Source organism: Xenophilus sp. Marseille-Q4582 (assembly GCF_916700565.1).
Classification (GTDB): domain Bacteria; phylum Pseudomonadota; class Gammaproteobacteria; order Burkholderiales; family Burkholderiaceae_C; genus Xenophilus.
In genome coordinates this window covers 664164-681484 of record NZ_CAKAKO010000006.1, presented here as the reverse complement: position 1 = coordinate 681484, position 17321 = coordinate 664164, and the positions used below count along the sequence as shown (strand labels likewise).

The window sequence follows — 17321 nt, the reverse complement described above, 5'->3', positions numbered from 1 at the left end:
CGCCATGAAAGCGCTGGTGGGCGGGCTCGCCTTTTTGCTGCTGCTGCTGAATTTCTGGGTGAAGGCTTCGGCGCCCTTCGGGGTCGACGTGGAGCGCTACGACGTGATCCTGCGCGAAGGGGTGCTCGAGTGGTCCGCCTACTACCTGAAGGAATGGGTGTCCTGGGGCGCCATGGACCTGCTGTCAGCCCTGTCGCCGCACCTGGACCTGGCCCAGCAGTTGATGGTGCTGGACCTCGTCGTGGCCGCGGTGGTGGGGCTGGCGTGCCGGAACGCGGGCTTCGTGGGCCATCGCTTTGCCTTTTTCTACGTGTCCTTCGCCTTCGTGCTGCTGAGCTTCAACGTCCTGCGCCAGTACGTGGCCTTCGCCTTGCTGGCCGGCGCGGCAGTCGCGGCGGTCAACGAACGGCCGCGCCGGACCTTGCTGCTGGCGCTGCTGGCGCTGTTCGCGCACAACGGCTCGCTGCTGCTGCTGCCGGCCCTGCTGCCCGTGTTCCTGCGGCGGCTGCGGGCCACCTACCGGGTGATGGGCGCGCTGCTGGTGCTGGCTGCCGTGGTGCTGCTGTCCTTGAACGACGCCGTGCTGGCCGCCTTCGAAACCGGGGCCGACGTGCTCGAAGAGCCTTTCTGGAAGATCGCGCTGTACGCAGGGCTGTCGCTCTACCTCGTGTGGCTCGCGCGGCTGCGCCGGCGCGAGGTTGCCGGTGCCGACAGCGCTGCGAGGCTGGCAGACAACGTGCAACTGCAAAGCGCGGCGCTGTTCGCCATGGGGCTGCTGGTGTCGCTCACGCCTTTCACCAACTGGATCATCTCGCGCAACTGGATCTCGGTGCTGGCGCTGCAGAGCTTTCTGTACCTGTGCTACCAGGGCTCGGGCCGCTACACGCGCGCGTCGGTGCTGCAGTTCGTGTGGCTGTACTTCCTGCCCATGGGACTGCTGCTGTTCCTGCACAGCGGGGCGCGCCAGATGATGTTCCGGTCATGAGGACCCAGCCATGACGCACACGACGAACAAGCGCCTGCTCGTCATCGCCCCCTTCTGCTCCCTGCCGGGGGAGGCCTACTTCAACCGCTTCCTCTATCTGGCGCAGCGCGCGGCGGCCCGTTGCGAAGTGACGCTGGTGACCAGCGCCTTCCGCCATTTCGACAAGCGGCAACGCGACCGGCGGGTGCAGTGCGAAGGATTGCGGCTGATCCTCATCGATGAGCCGGGCTATGCGGGAAACGTCTCGCTGGCGCGCTTGCGCAGCCATGCCGTGTTCGTGCGTCACCTGAAGCAGTGGCTGCAGGACGAACTGCCGCGGCGTCCCTTCGACCTGGTGTATTCGGCCCTGCCGCTGCTGCAGACCAACATCCTGCTGGGGCGCCTGAAGGAACGCCATGGCTTTCGCCTTGCCATCGACGTGCAGGACCTGTGGCCAGAAGCCATCTCGGCGCTGCTGCCGTGGGCCAGCCGCCTGCCCAGGCCGCTGATGCCCTTCGCCGCCAAGGCCGACCGGGCCTACGGGGCGGCCGACCACCTGGTGGCCGTGTCGCGGACCTATCTGGCGCGCGCGCGCCAGGCCAACAGGCAGGCCACCGGCCAGGTGGTGTACATCGGCTCCGACAAGGCCCGCATCGATGCCGTCGCCGCGCGCGCGCTGCCGGCCGGCTCCATGCACTTCGTCTACGCCGGCACGCTGGGCCACAGCTACGACCTGCAGACGCTCGTGGACGCATTCGCGGGCCTGGCCGGGCCCCGCCTTCCCTGCCAGCTGCACATCCTGGGCGACGGCCCCCTGCGCGCGCGACTGGCGCGGCGCGCCCCCCCGAACGTGCATTTCCATGGCTTCGTGCCCTACGACGAAATGATCGCCATCGCCAAGGGGGCCGACTGCCTGGTCAACCCCATCAAGCAGGCCGCGCAGCAGAGCGTGACCAACAAGCTCTCCGACTACCTGATGCTGGGCAAGCCCATCATCTCCAGCCAGACCAATGCGGAGGTGCGGCAACTCCTGGCACAGGCGCCGGCCGTCCAGTACCGCGCCGGGCACATCGCCAGCTTCCATGCGGCCGTCGACGCCGTTCGGGCGCTTCGGCACGACGGCAGTGTGGCGCCCGCGCTCCTCAGGCAGTTCGACCGGCGCCTGAGCTATGCGCACATCGACGCCTTGATCGACGGAACCCCCGCACAGGAGGCCGCATGAAGCGATTGTTCGACATCGGGGTGGCGTTGTCGCTGCTGCTGCTGCTGGCGCCCGTGCTGCTCGCCCTGGCCGTGGCCGTGGCCGTGGCGCTGCGCGCGCCGCCGCTTTTCGTGCAGCGCCGGCCGGGGCTGCACGGGCGCCCCTTCGCCATGGTCAAGTTCCGCACCATGACCGAGGCGCGCGACGGCCAGGGCCGGCTGCTGGCCGACGACCATCGCCTGACGCCCTTCGGCAGGGCACTGCGCGCCACCAGCCTGGACGAACTGCCCGAGCTGTGGAACGTGCTGCTGGGGCACATGAGCCTGGTGGGCCCGCGGCCGTTGCTGATGGAGTACCTGCCGCTGTACACGGCCGAGCAGGCGCGCCGTCACGAGGTCCGCCCCGGCATCACGGGCTGGGCGCAGATCAATGGCCGCAACGCCTTGTCGTGGGAGCAGAAATTCGCGCTCGACGTCTGGTACGTCGACCACCGCAGCTTCGCGCTCGACCTGCGCATCCTGGCCCGCACGGCCGGCAAGGTGCTGGCGCGCGATGGCGTGAGCGCAGCCGGCGAAGCCACCATGCCGCGGTTCACCGGCTCCGCCGCGCGACCGGAGGGGCGCCCGTGACCGCCGCGCCGCCCCCGCTCTATGCCGTGTACGGCGCCAGCGGCTGTGGCCGCTCCATCATGCCGCTGGCGCGTGAGCAACTGGCGCGCCAGGGCGTGCCGCCCGAGCGCCTGGTCTTCGTGGACGACGGGGCGACGGCGCCGGTCGTCAACGGCCAGCGGGTGCTGGGCTTCCAGGCGTTCCTGCAGGCGCCGGCCTCCACGCGCCACGCCGTGCTGGCGATCGCCGACGGCCAGGTGCGCGCCCGGCTGGCCGCGCGCTGCGCCGCCGCCGGCGTGCAGGCCTGGACGGTGGCCGCGGCCAACGTGGTGCGCATGGACGACGTGGTCCTGGGCGAAGGGGCGGCGCTCAGCCCCTTCGTCACGCTCACCTCCAACATCCGCATCGGCCGCCATTTCCACGCCAACCTCTACAGCTACGTCGAGCACGACTGCGTGATCGGCGACTACGTGACCTTCGCGCCCGGCGTGTGCTGCAACGGCAACGTGGTGATCGAAGACCACGCCTACATCGGCACGGGCGCGGTGATTCGTCAGGGGCGCCCGGGTGCGCCCCTGGTCATCGGGCGCGGCGCCGTGGTGGGCATGGGGGCGGTGGTCACACGCAGCGTGGCCGCCGCGACCACCGTGGCAGGCAACCCGGCGCGTCTGCTCGCGCCCAAGGAGTGAAGAATGCTGAACACCGCGTTTCCCGACTGGCCCAGTTTCACCGAGGAAGAGGCCGAGGCCGTGCAGCAGGTGCTGCTGTCCAACCGCGTCAACTACTGGACCGGCGATGCCTGCCGCGCCTTCGAACGCGAGTTCGCCGACTGGCTGGGCTGCGCCCATGCCGTGGCCCTGGCCAACGGCACGCTCGCGCTCGACCTGGCGCTCAAGGCCCTGGACATCGGGCCGGGCGACGAGGTGATCGTCACGCCGCGCACCTTCATCGCCAGCGTCTCGTGCGTGGTGAATGCGGGCGCGGTCCCCGTGTTCGCCGACGTGGAGCACGACAGCGGCAACATCAGCGCCGCCACCATCGCGCGCGTCATCACGCCGCGCACGCGCGCCATCATCTGCGTGCATCTGGCGGGCTGGCCTTGCGACATGGACCCGATCCTGGCGCTGGCGCGCGCGCACCGGCTGCGTGTGATCGAGGACTGCGCGCAGGCCCATGGCGCGCGCTACAAGGGGCGCGCCGTCGGAACGCTCGGGGACATCGGTGCCTGGTCCTTCTGCCAGGACAAGATCATGAGTACGGGCGGGGAGGGCGGCATGGTCAGCACCAACGATCCCGAACTCTGGCGCCGCATGTGGGAATACAAGGACCACGGCAAGAGCTGGGAGGCGGTGTACGAACAGCAGCATCCGCCGGGCTTTCGCTGGCTGCACCGCGGCTTCGGCACCAATTGGCGCATGCTCGAGATGCAGGCCGCCCTGGGGCGCATCCAGCTGCGGCGCATGCCGCAATGGACGGCGGCGCGCCAGCGCAACGCCCGGGCGATCTGGGAGGCCTGCAGCGCCCATGCCTGTATGTGGGTGCCGCCGGTCCCGGCCTCCGTTTCCCACGCCTGCTACAAGTGCTACGTCTACGTCAGGCCGGAGCGCCTGGCGCCCGGCTGGAGCCGTGACCGCATCGTGGAGGCGATCCAGGGGCAGGGGGTGCCGTGCTTCCAGGGCTCCTGCTCGGAGGTCTACATGGAGCGTGCCTTCGACGACACCGGCTGGCGACCCGCACGCCGCCTGCCGGGGGCCTGGGTGTTGGGAGAGACGAGCCTCATGTTTCTCGTGCACCCCACCTTGCAGGCGCAGGAAATCGAAAAGACTTGCGCGGCGATCCATCGGGTTCTCCTCGAGGCAGGCACCCAGGAAGCATCTGTTGGTTCAACAATACAGGCGGGCTAATCAGAAGAATTAAAAAATGAAGAAAAATAAAAGTTATGGATTAGTGGAATCGTAGAAGTTGTAATTGTTTAAGTTAGAAAGCCATTCTTCAAAGATGGCAAACCACAATCACTTCTCCTTAAGATCGATCGAATTCTGGGAGATGAAGTGACTGATGGGCTTGTCCGTGCCTTGTTGGGCCTGCCTCGGCCGACCAAGAGGATGCTGGCGATGGGCATGGATGCACTGCTGTGCATGGTCAGCGTGTGGCTGGCCTTCTGCCTGAGGCTGGAGCAGTGGCACGTGGTGCAGGGCCGCCAGTGGTGGGCCGTGGCGGCGGCACCGGCGCTGGCGCTGCCGCTGTTCGCACGCCTGGGCCTGTACCGGACGATCTTCCGCTACGCGGGCGCATCGGCACTGCTGTTGGCGGCCCAGGCCTGCCTGCTGTTCGGCGCGGTCTATGCCGCGCTCTTCACGGTGACCGGCATGTCCGGCGTGCCGCGCTCCGTGGGCATCTTGGCACCCGTCATCATCCTGCTGGGCATCAGCTTCTCGCGTTTGCTCGTGCGGCAGTGGCTCGGCGCCCGCAGGGGCGGAGAGCCGCGCCGGGACGCCTTGCTGCCGCAGGTGGTGGTCTATGGCGCCGGCCAGGCGGGGCGCCAACTGGCCGCGGCGCTGATGCACGGCCAGGACATCGTCATGCGCGGCTTCGTCGACGACGATCCCGCCTTGCAGGGCAGCACGCTGGACGGCGTGCGCATCCATTCGCGCGCCTGGCTGGCGCAGCAGGCCGAGGACCGCACCGTCACGGACGTGCTCCTGGCCATGCCCTCGGTGGCACGCGTCAGGCAGGCGCAGATCCTGGACGAACTGCTGGAGCTGCGCCTGCATGTGCGCACCCTGCCCGGCGTGGACGAGCTGGCGCGCGGGCGCGTGCGCGTCCACGACCTGCCGGAGGTCCAGATCGAGGACCTGCTCGGCCGCGATCCGGTGCCGCCGGTGGATGACCTGCTGCACCGCCACGTGCGCCGGCAGGTGGTGCTGGTCACGGGCGCCGGCGGCTCCATCGGCAGCGAGCTGTGCCGGCAGATCGCCCGGCAGGCGCCGGCGGCGCTGCTGCTGGTGGAGTGGAGCGAGTTCGCGCTGTACGCCATTCACCGCGAACTGGAGACGCTGGCGCCGGACGTGCGGGTGGTGCCGCTGCTGGCCTCGGTCTGCGACGAGGAGCGCTTGCGCCGCATCATGGATGCCTGGCGACCGGACACCGTGTACCACGCGGCCGCCTACAAGCATGTGCCGTTGGTCGAACACAACCCGATGGAGGGGGTGAGGAACAACGCCATCGGAACGCGCACGGCCGCGCGGGTGGCCCGCGACAGCGGGGTGCGGCGCTTCGTGCTGGTCAGCACGGACAAGGCCGTGCGCCCCACCAACATCATGGGGGCGAGCAAGCGGCTGGCCGAACTGGCGCTGCAGGCCCTGGCGCAGCAAGGCGGCGGCACCTGCTTTTCCATGGTGCGCTTCGGCAACGTGCTCGGCTCCAGCGGCTCGGTGGTGCCGCTGTTCAAGCAGCAGATCGCCGCCGGCGGGCCCATCACGCTGACCCACGAGGCCATCACCCGCTATTTCATGACCATTCCGGAGGCCGCGCAGCTGGTGATCCAGGCCGGCGCCATGGCGCAAGGGGGCGACGTGTTCGTGCTCGACATGGGCGAGCCGGTGCGCATCATCGACCTGGCCCGGCGCCTGGTCGAGCTGTCGGGGCGCCGCGTGCGCGATGCGCGGACCCCCGATGGGGACATCGAGCTGCAGATCACGGGATTGCGGCCGGGCGAGAAGCTCTACGAGGAGCTTCTGATCGAGGACAACGCGCGTCCCACGGCCCACCCCCGCGTGATGAAGGCGCATGAACCCTGCCCGCCCGCGGCCGAGGTGGATGCGCATTTCCGCCGGATCGAGGCGCTGCTCGAGAGCCACGACGTGGCCGCGCTCAAGCGCGCCTTCGCGGCCCTGATGCCGGGCTACCGCCCCCACGCCGAAGTGGTCGACTGGGTGCACCTGCAGCGCCAGCAGGGGGCGTCCTTTCCGGGGCTGGACCGGGGGCGGGCGACGGCGGCGCAGCCGTCCTGCCTGGCGACAGGCCCGGTCCGCCCGTCCCGGGCCTGAGCGGGCTGGGCGGGGCGCAGAGTGTGATTGCCGCGGGCCGGCGCAGCCTCGCGCCGCGGACCGGGCGCTCATGCGGTCGTGCAGTCAGGCAGATGCCGGAAGAGGCGGCGCGCTGCAAACCGTGCTGAGGCACCGGGAAGGTGTGCCGATCCGGCGATGCGCTTGAAGGCCGGCGCGCCGCATGGGCGGGTGCCCATGCAAGCGACGCGGCACCTGAGCGGGCCCGATTTCGCCCCAACCCTTCGGGCAGCCGCCTTGCCGGGCGTCCTGCGGCGTTGCAGCGCTTGCGCGTAGATCACTACGAGCGGCGCGCTGCGCCTTGCAGGCCACCCGGCAAGGTGGCTGCGCGGCCCCTTGGAGACACTGAACAGGCTCTCAGGCGTTGTAGCGGTAGTCGGTGTGCCGGTAGCCGCCGTACCGGTAGGCGTGGCTGCCATAGTGGCGCCGCGACAGGTCCATGCCGTTGAACACCACGCCGTTCGGGGCGCAGCCGGCCTGCGACAGCCGCCGCGTGCACTCGGTCACCTCGCCGAGCTGGGTCTGCCCGGCGCGCGCGACCAGCAGCATGACCGCGCAATGCGGCGCCATGGTGACCGTGTCCGAGGCCACCAGCACGGGCGGGGAGTCGATCAGTACCAAGTCGTAGCCGCCGGACAACTGCTCCAGTGTGCGCCCGAAGGCCGGTGACAGCACCAGATCCGCAGGATTGGGGGGCAGCTTGCCCGTGGTCATCACGTCCAGTCCGGGCAGCACGTCGGCGTGGATGGCCTGCTCGGGCGTGAGCTGTGCAGCCAGCAGCTCGGACAGACCTCCTTCGCGCCGCAGCCCCAGGGCCTTGTGCAGGTGCCCGCGCCGCAGGTCGGCGTCCACCAGCAGCACCCGCTTGCCCGCCTGGGCCAGGATGGCGGCGAAGTTGCCGGACACGAAGCTCTTGCCGATGTCCGGCGTGGGGCCGGTGATGAGCACGCGGTTGTTGGCCGCGTCCATCATCGCGAACTGCAGGGCCACGCGCAGGCTGCGCAGCGCTTCGACGGGCTGGCTGTCGGGTTGCCGCTGCGCCAGCAGCTGCACGTCGCTCGCGCCCTGCGAGGCCCGCTGGTCCAGCGGCTTCTGCTCGGGGGCATAGGGCACGGTGGCGTACACGCTCAGGCCCGTGTGGGCCTCGATCTCCATCGGATCGTGCACGCCCCGTTGCAGGCGCGCGCGCAGCACGGCCACGCCGATGCCGCCCAGCAGGCCGAGCGCCAGCGCCGCCGCCAGCACGAGCGGTTGCTGCGGCTTCACCGCCCGGCGCGGTTGCACCGCCGGGTCGAGCAGGCGGACGTTGCCGATCTTGCCTTCCTTGACCAGGCGCAGCTGCAGCGCATTGTTCTGCAGCGACTGGTACAGCTCGCTGTTGACGCGCACGTCGCGTTCCAGCCGCAGGGCATCCTGCTGGATGGTGGGCATGCGGCCCACCCGCTGGTTCAGGCCCTCGATTTCCTGGCGCAGCGCGCCGATCTGCCGGTCCACCGTGCGCACGCGCACGTTCTGGTCCGTGAAGCGCGCGGCCAGCTCGCGCCGCTGCTGCTGCGCCTCCAGCAGCCTGGTCTGAAGCTCGATGGTCTGGTTGAGCAGGCCCTTGGCCTCCTCGTCGAAAGCCACCGTGCCGTTGCGATGGCGAAATCGCGTGTAAGCCTCTTCGGAAGCTTCCAGCTGCTGCCTGAATTCGGGCAGCTGCTCTTCCAGGAAGGCCAGGGTCTTTTGCGCCTCGGCGGCCTTGCGCTCCACGTTCTGGCGCACGTACTGCTCGCCCACCGCATTGAGCAGGCCGGCCAGGCGCACAGGGTCGTCGTCCTCCAGCGTCACGCTGATCACGTTGGATTGGCGGCCCTGCTCGCTCAGTTGCAGACGCTGCTGCAGCGTCTCGATGGCGCGCAGCCGCGAAGCCCGCGCCACCGTGAACTGCGCCCCCGGCAGACCGTCCAGCTGCTCCACCTGCAGGGCCAGCGGCCCATGCGGGGTCGCATGCGTCAGCAGCCGGCCCACCCGGCCTTCGAGCACGCCGTCGAGCAGCGGATGCGAGAGCGTGTAGCGCCCGTCCTCCTGCGCGGTGAGGGTGAAGGCTTCGGCATCCTCCAGTTCGGCCGGCACGTCCAGGCGGCTGACCTGGATGCGCTCATTGCCACTCACGTAGCCCCCCAGGCCCAGCAGCCCGGGCTGGGAAAGTTCCTTCGCGTCGCGCGCCAGCCATTCGCCGACCAGCGGCACGCGGCGCGGCCGCGCGTCGATGTAAAAGCGCGTCTGGTCGACAGCCGCGCCCACCACCATGCGCGAGCGCAGGACCTGGATCTCGCCGGCGGCGGGCGTCTTGACGTCGAACAGCGACGAGGCCTCGCCCAGGAAGCCCTTGGCGTCGGGTGCCGCGTCCTCGACCTGCACCAGCACATTGGATTGGTAGACCGGCGTGGCGAGCAGCGTGTAGGCGCCGCCGGCCAGCAGGGCGACCGCGGTGGTCGCGGCCACCCACCATTTGTGGTCGAGCAGGATGTCCACGTACTCGCTGAGCCGGACCTCCTCGTCAGGGGCATGCGAAGGGGAATGGCCGGCGGGCGCGGCAGGGTGTGCCGTGAAGGTCATGGTCGGGTGAGGCTGTGGATGCGGGGACGCCAGCGTTGCACGCTGGCGTCGATGAGTTGGAAGGCCTGCGCGAACGCTTGCGGGCCGCGCCGGTAGGGGTCGGGGACGGGGGTGGGTTCCGGCCCGGCCAGCAGGAACACCCGGCCGCGCGCCAGCGGGTGGTGCGCCTCGATGAAGCGGCGCTGCTCGACGTCCATCACCAGCAACAGGTCCGACTGCCGGACCAGCGCACCGGTCAATTGGCGCGCCCGGTGCGCGCTCAAGTCCAGGCCGCGTTGCGCGATCAGCGCCTGCGCTTCGGGGTCGGCAGGCTGGCCGACCAGGGCCGCCAGGCCGGCCGAGCTCACGTCGGCATGGGGCAGGGCCTGCGCGAACAGGGCCTGCGCCATCGGGCTGCGGCAGATGTTGCCGATGCACACCAGCAGCACCGAAAGGCGAGGGGCGCGGGCTGTTGCGCGGGGCGGGGGGAGGCGGCGGAAGGGACGGTGGGAGCGGCATCCGGGACGCTGCGGCAAGGCGCGGGAGGTCAGTCAAGAGGGGTGGGCCGCGCAGCATCTGGATGCCGGCGCCGGACGCGTGCCATCGCCGCAGGCTGCACGTGCGCCAGGCGAACACCGGCACGGCGAAGGGGCAGCGGCGCGGAGCGAGGGCGGATGAAAAGGCAGCAGGAGGCCGCGTGCGCCGATGTCACGCCGCCTGGCCGCACAGGGCGCGCATGCGTCGCGTCAACGTCAGGCCCCGCTCTGGCATGCATTCGCCGCGCGGTGGGTGGCCGCGGCGGCACGCACGGACCATTCGGCGGTGGGGAAGGGGCACGGTTTCATGGACATCTCGGCAACGATGCACAAAGCCTAACACCCGTGTCCGGGGCCAGAGGTTGCCAAGCCGAGACGGGCGTAAAAGAGCGTTTCAGCATTCCATCTCTCATTAAGCGAGAGGTTCTAGCGCTGAACGGGCGCTAATTCGATCTTCTTAGATGCGCCGCGAGCGCGTGCGGCGGCGCACCGGCCGTGGGGGATGCGCAGCGGCTCTACAGCCGCAGCGCTGCCACGTATCCCGTCATCTCCAGATAACCACGCCCCACCACGCGCCCCTGTGCATCGCGCAACTCGCTCAGGCCTTCCCAGTAGATGGCGCCGGTGGAGCTGCGGCTGTCCAGTTCCTGGTCGTCGAGCAGGCTCGCGACCTCGAACTCGCCCACGGGCGTTTGCACGCGCCAGCGCACCGGGTAGCGCCCGCCCGAGCGCGGGCTGGTCCAGGTGCGCAGCGCCTCGAAGCGCAGCGCGTCGGCGCCGAAGCTGCGCGGCTCCGCGCCCCCGCTGGCGCGCCACGACCCGCCGGTCCACAGCGTGCTGCCATCGCGCCGGCGCAGGCGGAAGGCTGTGAGCGAAGCGCCGTCCTGCAGGTTCATGCCGATCCAGTCCCAGCCCACGGCCTCGGGGTGCATCAGCGCCTCGCTCCATTCATGGTCCAGCCAGGCCGTGCCCCGCACGGGCAGCGGGCGGCCATCGGCCAGCGCGACGCTGCCCGACACCGCCAGCTGCGGTTCGCTGTAGTAATAGCTGGCCTGCGCAGCCTCCGGCCCCTTGCGCGACAGGCCGGCCTGGCCCTGCAGCAGCAGCGGCTGCGTGGGCGCACAGCGAAGCCGCAGCGCGAAGCCCTCGGCCGGCAAATGGGCGTCATAGGCGCCGCTGGCCGCATCGCGCCGCAGCCGCCAGTCGCGCAGGCGCAGGTCGGTGTCTTCTTCCGAAGCTTCGGCGATTCCGAAGCCGGCGCGCGCGAGGCGCTGGTCATGCAGCAGGCGCGCGCCCTGCAGGTCGGTCAGGGCCGCATGCGCAAAGACCAGTTGCCGGGCCGCGAAGGCCGAGCGCAGGCCCTGCGTCTCGTCCACCCGGGAGCGGAAGAAGGTCAGCTGGAAGCCGAAGCGCCGCGTGCCGGCCCAGGCTTCGCCGGTCACATACCACCACTCGGTGCGCAGTTCGGGGTGGCTGCCGAAGTCGCGCGGGAAGTGCAGCGTGCGCGCGGGCAGGGCGCGGGCCACCGGGGCGAAGGCGAAAGCGGGCAGGGCACTGGCGAACAGCGCGGCGCGGCGTGTCAGGCGCATGGGCAGGCCGCCGGCCACGGGGTGGCGGCGCGGGTGGAATGAACGTGCGTCCCAGGCATGGCGCCATTGTGGCGGCGGGCCGCCGCTGCCGCCTGGCGTTGTCTTTTTGCTGACATCCGTGACAAAGATGATTCGCCCATGTGTGTCGTGAACGAAGGCCAAAGGATCACCCGGCGCCGGCTGCTGCAGGCTGCCGCGCTGGCCGGGGCGGCCCCGGTGGCAGGCCCGGCGGCCGCGCAGGCCCGGCCGGCGGTGGTCCCTGCGCCGGCGCCCCGCGTCACCCAGTTGCTGGACATGAGTGCGAGCCAGCAGGAGCTGTCGCGCGACTATTCGACCGGCCTGCGGCTGGCCTTCGCGCAGCTCAAGGCCGCGCAGCCGAACCTGCCGCAGCTGGTCACGGTGGAGACCGATGGCCCGGGCGCCCGCGCGGCCGACGCGCTGCGCGAGGTGGCGCAGGACGCTTCGCAGCTGGCCCTGCTCGGCACCGTGGGCGAAGCCCTGGCGCTGCAGGCCATGGGCCAGCTCCAGCGCGACGATCTGAGCCTGGCGCAGATCGGCCCGTGGCTCTTCGACGCGCAGCATGACGCGGACCCGCGCCTGCTGACCTTCTTCGCCTCGCGCGAACAGCAGCTGCGCTATGCCCTGCAGAGCCTGGCCGCGGCCGGCGTGGGCGAACTCGCGCTCGCCTACCCCGAGGCCCGCATGGCGCGGGAGGCGGGGGCCTCGCTGCAGGCGTTGGCCGGCCGCCTGAAGGTGAAGATGCACGCCCTCGCGCCCGCGGCCGGGCAGGGTTTGCAGGACTTCGCCGCGCGCCTGCCGGCCGGCACGCCTTTCCACCTGGTGTTCATGGGCACCAGCGTGGAGCTGGCGCAGTTCGTGCGCGGCCTGGGCGCGCGCGGCGCGCCGCGCATCGTGGTCTGCCTCACGGGCGTGGACCCGGCCACCTTCACGCAGCTGGTGCCCGACCACCGCGTGCCTGTCGTCTTCACGCAGGGCGTGCCCAATCCGCATTCGGGCCGCGTGCCGCTGGTGCGCAGCTACCGGCAGGCGCTGGCGCGCTTCTTCGACGAAGCGCCTTCGCCCGTGAGCCTGGCCGGCTACCTGGCGGGCCGCTACGCCGCGCAGCTGTTCGCCCGACTGGGCGCCGCGCCCACGCGGGCGCAGGTGCTGGCCGAGGTGCAACAGCGCCGCAGTGCCACCGTCGACGAATGGCCGCTGGTCTTCGAGGGCAGCGGGCGCGGCAGTGCCTTCGTCGCGCAGATGCTGCTCAACACCCGCGGCCAGTTCGTCGGCGGGTGAGGGGGCGGGCGGCGCGGCGGGCCGTTCAGCCGTGCTGCAGAAGCTGCTGCAGCTGCTGCTGCGCGGTGCCGCAGTCGCCGAAGGTGTCTGCCACCCAGTCGGCGTCATGGTAAGTGGGCAGGTAGCGCTCGCCCGAATCGCACAGCAGCGACAGGATGGAGCCCTGCTGGCCGCGCTCGCGCATCTCGTGCGCCAGCACCAGCATGCCGACGAAGTTGGTGCCCGTGGACGGGCCCACCTTGCGGCCCAGAAGGCTCGACAGCGTCAGCATGGCCGAGACGGACGCCACGTTGGGCACTTCGATCATGCGGTCGACCACCGTGCGCACGAAGCTCGGCTCCACGCGCGGGCGGCCGATGCCTTCGATGCGCGAGCCGGGCGAGGTGAGGCGCTCGTCGCCGCTGGCGTGGTAGGCGCTGAAGACGGAGCCCTCCGGGTCGGCCACGGCCAGCTGCGTGGGGTGGCCCTTGTAGCGCACGTAGCGGCCGATGGTGGCGCTGGTGCCGCCCGTGCCCGCCCCCACGACCACCCAGGCCGGCACGGGGTGCCGCTCGCGCGCCATCTGGTGGAACATGCTGTCGGCGATGTTGTTGTTGCCGCGCCAGTCGGTGGCGCGTTCGGCATTGGTGAACTGGTCCATGTAGTGGCCGCCCAGGCGCGCCGCGAGCGCCGCGGCCTCGTCGTACATGTCCTCGGCACGGTCCACGAAATGGCTGCGGCCGCCGTAGAAGGCGATCTGCGCCACCTTCTCCGGCGAGGTGCTGCGCGGCATCACGGCCACGAAGGGCAGCCCCAGCAGGCGCGCGAAATAGGCCTCGCTCACGGCCGTGGAGCCGCTGGACGCTTCGACGATGGTGGTGCCCGCGCGCACCTGGCCGTTGACCAGCGCATACAGGAACAGCGAACGCGCAAGGCGGTGCTTGAGGCTGCCCGAGGGGTGGGTGGATTCGTCCTTCAAGTACAGGTCGATGCCGGCCGAGCTGAAGATGGGCAGCTCGAGCGGGATCAGGTGCGTGTCGGCGCTGCGCTGGTAGTCGGCCTCGATGCGGCGCAGGGCAGTGGCAAGCCAGGAGGAAGTGGACATGGGGACGGAAGCGGCGACGGGCGCCGCGCAGAAACAGGGGGTGAAGGGCAGTGAGGCCGGGTTCGGCATGGAGCCGGCCGGCGGTCGGTCGGTCCGCGGGTTGCGGCTGGCTGGCCGGCAGGCCGGCGAAGGGCGTATTTTCCGCGCTCCGGGCCGCCCACGACAGCCCGCTAGTGTGCCAGCCTGGCGCCGGCCGCCGATGGGGCGATTGCGGGCCGTGCTCAGCGGGGCCGCAGCACCAGTTGCGACCGGCCGATCTCGACGTCGAAATGGCGCAGGAAGTTCTGGCCCAGCAGCGCATCGCCCTCGTCGCCGATGCCCGCAAAGCCGGTGCCTACGCGCAGGTTCGACACGCCCAGGCCGCCGCGCAGCTGCACCGAATCGGCCCGCGTGATGCGGCCCTCGCGCGGGCCGTTGGCGGTCTGGAAGGTGGCGCGCTCGCCCTGCGGAAGGCCGGCGCGCTTCGCCAGCCCGTCGGTCACCGCGACCAGGCTGGCGCCGGTGTCGACCAGGAACATCACGGGCTCGCCGTTGATCGTGCCGGCCACGCGGAAATGGCCGTCGGGGTGGCGCGGGATGACCAGCGCGCCTTCGGCCGTCACCTCGCTCTGGCGCGGCTGCCGGAGGTGGTCCATCAGGACGTAGAGCCCGGCCATCAGCGCGAGCCAGAAGGCCAGCAGCCCCGCGAGGCTGCGCATGGAGCGCCAGCGCAGGCGGCGTTCCTCCGCGCTCATGGACGGAAACAGGGGTGGGGATGAACCATGGCGCGCAGTATCGCCAGGGCCCGCAAGCACCGATGCCGTGCAGGGGCTACCAGTCTTCCTTGACCGCCAGCACCGCATCGCGCCCCGCGGCCGCGCGCCCGGCCAGCCAGGCCGTGAACGTGCCGGCCGCGACCACGGCCGCGCACAGCAGCGCCAGGCGCAGTGCGGGCAGGCGCATGTCCATGGTCCAGTGGAAGCTCTGCGGGTTGACCACGTGCACCAGCACCGTGGACACGGCCAGGCCCAGTGCCAGGCCGGCCAGCGCGCCGATGGCCGTCCAGGCCGCGCCTTCGCCAGCCACCACGGCCAGCACCTGCCGGCGCGTGAGGCCCAGGTGCGCGAGCAGGCCGAATTCCTTGCGCCGCGCCAGCACCTGGGCGCTGAAGCTGGCCGCCACGCCGAACAGCCCGATGGCAATGGCCACGGCCTGCAGCCAGTAGGTGACGGCGAAGCTGCGGTCGAAGATGCGCAGCGAGTTGGCGCGGATCTGCGCCACCGACGAGAAGCTGAGGCCGCTGCCGTCACCGCCGGGCCGCTGCGCGGCCAGTGCGCGCGCGGCCTGCTGCACGTCGGCCTCGCGCGCATCGGGCGTCAGCCACAGGGCGATGTCGCTGACGCTGTGGTCGCCGGTCAGGCGCTGGTAGTCGCGGGCGTCGAGGGTGATGGCGCCGAACTGGCGCACGTAGTCGCGCCAGATGCCGGCGACGAAGAAGACCGGTTTCGTGCCGGTTCCGGCGGTGGCAAAGGCATCGCCCAGCGGCGCGAAATCGCGCCCCGGGTGCGCGCCGTACAGCGCCACCATGGCCTCGCTCACATAGATGCCGATGCGCCCGGCCGGCACGGGCAGGGCGGCGCCGACCAGCGGCAGCGACTGCGCGGCGTCGCCTGCATCGATGGGCCGCGCAATCAGCGTGACGGCCGGCTGCGCCGGATCGAGCAGCAGCGAGCGCGTGCGCAGCGTGCTCACGCGCGCCACGCCGGGCAACTGCGCGGCCTGCTGCACGAAAGCGGCATCGAAGGGCGCGCGTTCGCTGCCGCTCGCACTGGCGTCACCCGCGGGGCGCAGGTACAGGTCGGCCGGCAGCACCACGTCCAGCCAGCGCGTGACCGAATCGCGGAAGCTGGCCACCATCACCGTGAGCGCCACCGACAGCGCCAGGCTGGCGACCACGCCGCTCACCGCGACGGCCGCCGTGCCGCGCATGCGCCGCGCACGCTCGATGGCCAGCAGCGGCAGCAGCCGATGCGCGGCCAGTGGAGCGAGCCGGTCGTAGGCCAGCGCGATCAGCGCCGGCAGCGCGGCGATGCCGCCGACCAGCAGCAGCCCCACCGACAGGTAGGCCGCCAGCGGAATGCCGGCCACCACGGGTGCCTGCGTCAGCAGGGCGCCCAGCGCCATCAGCGCGAGGCCGATCCACGGCCCCTGCGCGCGGCCCGACGCGGCGCCCAGGCCCTTGAGCGTCTGCGCCTCGGGCAGGCGCTGCGCCGCGCGCGCGGGCCACCAGCCGCCGACGGCCGCGGCCGCCAGGCCCAGCGCGCCGTAGAGCAGGGCGGCCGGCGTGCTCCAGCGCAAGGTGGGCGCCACGCCCGCGAAGTAGCCGCCGCCCAGGTCGCCGCCCAGCAGCCGCAGCGCGGCCCAGGCCAGCAGCGCGCCCAGCGCGATGCCGGCCGCGCTGCCCAGCAGGCCCAGGCCCAGCGATTCGGCCAGCACCAGCCGCAGCCGCTCGCGCGGCGCCAGGCCCAGCACGCCCAGCAGCGCGAACTGCTGCGCGCGCTTGGCCACGCTGAGCGCGAGCACCGAAAAGACCAGGAAGGCGCCCGTGAACAGCGCCACCAGCGCCAGCACCGTGAGGTTCACGCGGTAGGCGCGCGAGAGGTTGCTCACGCGCGCCGCGCTGTCGCCGGGCTGCACGAGGCGCCATTGCGCCGACCATTGGGGCAGCGCCTGCAGGGCCGCGATCAGCGCGCGCCCGTCGGCGCCCGGTGCCAGGCGGATGTCGATGCGCGACAGCTCGCCGCCGCGGCCCAGCAGGTCCTGCAGGGCGCCGATGTCCATCACGGCCAGCGGCTCGCCGCCCGCGGCCACGCTGCCGGCGACCTGCAGCGTGTTGCCGCGTCCTTCGAGCTGCAGCGTCTGCGCGCTGCCGGCCGGCACGCCCAGCGCCTGGCGCGCCGCCGCGTTGAGGAACACGCGCCCCGGCGACACGATCGCCAGCCGCTCGTTCAGGCCCGGGTCGGTGGCCGGGGCCAGCGCCGGTGCCATGGCGCCCACCAGCAGCGCGTCCACGCCCAGCAGGCGCAACGCAACGGCCGGCCCTTCGCCATACCGCAGGCGCACCGGCGCTTCCAGCACCGGGCTGGCCAGCGCCACCTGCGGCTGCGCCGCCACCGGGCCGTACAGCGACTCGGGCAGCGGCCCCTGCACCGTGCGCAGCTCCAGGTCGGGCTGGCCGTTCACGGCCCGCACCGCGCCCTGGAATTCATCGAGCGCCGAGGCGTTGATCAGGTGCACCGAAAAAGCCAGCGCCACGCCCAGCATCACCGCCACCACGGCCGCGCCGCTGCGCCACGGGTGGTGGCGCAGCTCTTGCCAGGAGAAGGTGCGAAGGAGGGCGAGCATGGGGGGATT

At 71.4% G+C, this 17321-nt stretch carries 13 protein-coding genes; 7 read left to right on the top strand and 6 right to left on the bottom strand.

Translation table 11 applies throughout. From position 1 onward, the window contains the following. The first annotated feature begins 4 nt into the window (after positions 1–4). The 6 genes from LG388_RS23400 to LG388_RS23375 all read left to right on the top strand — a co-directional run bounded on the left by LG388_RS23400 (position 5) and on the right by LG388_RS23375 (position 6822). Positions 5–985: an EpsG family protein gene (locus tag LG388_RS23400; protein WP_225784956.1), complete on the top strand. Its 981-nt coding sequence runs from the start codon at positions 5–7 to the stop codon at positions 983–985. 10 nt (positions 986–995) lie between these two features. Further along, the gene (locus LG388_RS23395) at positions 996–2186 is read left to right on the top strand and encodes a glycosyltransferase (protein WP_225784955.1); all 1191 of its coding nucleotides are present in this window, start codon (positions 996–998) and stop codon (positions 2184–2186) included. After that, complete coding sequence (locus tag LG388_RS23390) at positions 2183–2794, top strand: sugar transferase (RefSeq protein WP_225784954.1); 612 nt, start codon at positions 2183–2185, stop codon at positions 2792–2794. The genes LG388_RS23395 and LG388_RS23390 overlap by 4 nt, the downstream gene beginning before the upstream one ends. Continuing rightward, entirely contained in the window at positions 2791–3462 is a 672-nt protein-coding gene (locus tag LG388_RS23385) for an acetyltransferase (RefSeq protein ID WP_225784953.1), read from the top strand. The genes LG388_RS23390 and LG388_RS23385 overlap by 4 nt, the downstream gene beginning before the upstream one ends. A 3-nt stretch (positions 3463–3465) precedes the next feature. After that, positions 3466–4677 carry a DegT/DnrJ/EryC1/StrS aminotransferase family protein gene (locus tag LG388_RS23380; RefSeq protein WP_225784952.1) on the top strand — a complete coding sequence of 404 codons (1212 nt, stop codon included), beginning with the start codon at positions 3466–3468 and terminating at the stop codon, positions 4675–4677. A gap of 201 nt (positions 4678–4878) precedes the next feature. Beyond that, positions 4879–6822: a nucleoside-diphosphate sugar epimerase/dehydratase gene (locus LG388_RS23375; protein WP_225785181.1), complete on the top strand. Its 1944-nt coding sequence runs from the start codon at positions 4879–4881 to the stop codon at positions 6820–6822. A gap of 375 nt (positions 6823–7197) precedes the next feature. Here LG388_RS23375 and LG388_RS23370 read toward each other — a convergent pair whose 3' ends face one another. From LG388_RS23370 to LG388_RS23360, 3 genes are all read right to left on the bottom strand, one after another. Continuing rightward, a complete protein-coding gene (locus LG388_RS23370) occupies positions 7198–9441 on the bottom strand; it encodes a polysaccharide biosynthesis tyrosine autokinase (protein WP_225784951.1) in 2244 nt (747 codons plus the stop codon). Continuing rightward, complete coding sequence (locus tag LG388_RS23365; RefSeq protein WP_225784950.1) at positions 9438–9869, bottom strand: low molecular weight protein-tyrosine-phosphatase; 432 nt, start codon at positions 9867–9869, stop codon at positions 9438–9440. The genes LG388_RS23370 and LG388_RS23365 overlap by 4 nt, the downstream gene beginning before the upstream one ends. Positions 9870–10471: 602 nt before the next feature. Further along, complete coding sequence (locus LG388_RS23360) at positions 10472–11545, bottom strand: lipocalin-like domain-containing protein (RefSeq protein ID WP_225784949.1); 1074 nt, start codon at positions 11543–11545, stop codon at positions 10472–10474. A 147-nt stretch (positions 11546–11692) separates the two neighbouring features. Between LG388_RS23360 and LG388_RS23355 the strand changes: the two genes are divergently transcribed. Then, entirely contained in the window at positions 11693–12844 is a 1152-nt protein-coding gene (locus tag LG388_RS23355; RefSeq protein WP_225784948.1) for an ABC transporter substrate-binding protein, read from the top strand. A gap of 25 nt (positions 12845–12869) precedes the next feature. Here the strand turns inward: LG388_RS23355 and LG388_RS23350 are convergent, their stop codons facing one another. The 3 genes from LG388_RS23350 to LG388_RS23340 form a co-directional block, all read right to left on the bottom strand. Then, entirely contained in the window at positions 12870–13928 is a 1059-nt protein-coding gene (locus tag LG388_RS23350; RefSeq protein WP_225784947.1) for a PLP-dependent cysteine synthase family protein, read from the bottom strand. Between the two features lie 221 nt (positions 13929–14149). Further along, positions 14150–14662 carry a TIGR02281 family clan AA aspartic protease gene (locus LG388_RS23345; RefSeq protein WP_225784946.1) on the bottom strand — a complete coding sequence of 171 codons (513 nt, stop codon included), beginning with the start codon at positions 14660–14662 and terminating at the stop codon, positions 14150–14152. Between the two features lie 76 nt (positions 14663–14738). Continuing rightward, on the bottom strand, positions 14739–17312 hold the full coding sequence (locus LG388_RS23340; RefSeq protein ID WP_225784945.1) for an ABC transporter permease: 2574 nt from the start codon (positions 17310–17312) through the stop codon (positions 14739–14741). Between the last annotated feature and the right edge of the window lie 9 nt (positions 17313–17321).